This is a genomic window from Nocardioides sp. (assembly GCF_024509035.1).
In the GTDB taxonomy this organism is placed as follows: Bacteria; Actinomycetota; Actinomycetes; order Propionibacteriales; family Nocardioidaceae; genus Nocardioides.
This window is the reverse complement of record NZ_JANINT010000428.1, coordinates 1-867: the sequence shown is the minus strand read 5'-3', so window position 1 is coordinate 867 and position 867 is coordinate 1. Positions and strand designations below refer to the sequence as shown.

Here is an 867-nt window from a genome sequence, read left to right as displayed (position 1 = left end):
TGGCACGGTGAGCAGGCCCTGACCGTGCGCGAGGCGCTGGCGGCGTCCGTCGACGGGCAGCCGATGGTGGGGCCGGGCTCGCGGGGAGACCTGGTGCTCCTGGACCGCAACCCGCTGGCCCTGGAGGGCGACAGCGCGGCCGTCGGCGCGGCGCTGCGCGAGATGGCGTCGGCGTACACGGTCGTGGCCGGCGTCCCGGTCCACGACGCGCTCCTGCTCGACCGCGAGCGGGTGGTAGGCGAGCGCCGTCCCGACGCTGGTGACCCGGCCGTTGATCCAGGGCTCGTCGGCGCAGATGTCGTGCCCGGCGGTCGGCTCCCAGAGGTCGACGAAGTCGGCGCCCGCGTCGTCGGCGCCGCGCTCGACCGCGCGGTTGAGCCCCTCGTTGATCTCCCGGGCGAACGCGTAGTCCCCGTCCGCCAGCGGCAGCAGCTCACAGGTGCCGGACTCCGGGATGATCTGCGGGTACCCGACCACGACGACGCGGGCCTGCGGGGACCGCTCGCGGACGCCGCGGACGACGGCGGCGATGTTCCGCTCGATGTGGGCGAACGTGGTGTCCAGCCGCTCCGGGTCCTGCCGCTCGAACGACTGCCGGCACGGGGCGCCCGCCGGTGCCGTGGCGGCGATCTGCACGCAGCGGCCGAGGACCCCCCCGAACAGCTGCCCGTCGTTGCCGCCGAGGCCGATGGTCACCAGGTCGGTGCCCGGCCTCAGCGCGTCGAACTGCGGCGGCACCGAGCCGGTGCGACCGACCTGCGGGCTGACCGTGTTGCGGGTGCTGGCGCCGCTGCAGCTCACGTCGGTGAGCGCGGTGCCGGGCATCGCCGTCGCGACCAGGGCCGGGTAGTTCGCGCCGGAGCGCAG

1 protein-coding gene is annotated in these 867 nt (G+C 75.5%); it reads right to left on the bottom strand.

Features of this window, described 5'->3' with window-relative positions; genetic code table 11:
• Positions 1–867, bottom strand: an 867-nt coding sequence (locus tag Q0L15_RS23090) for an SGNH/GDSL hydrolase family protein (protein WP_296607200.1), incomplete at both ends; no start/stop codon positions are given.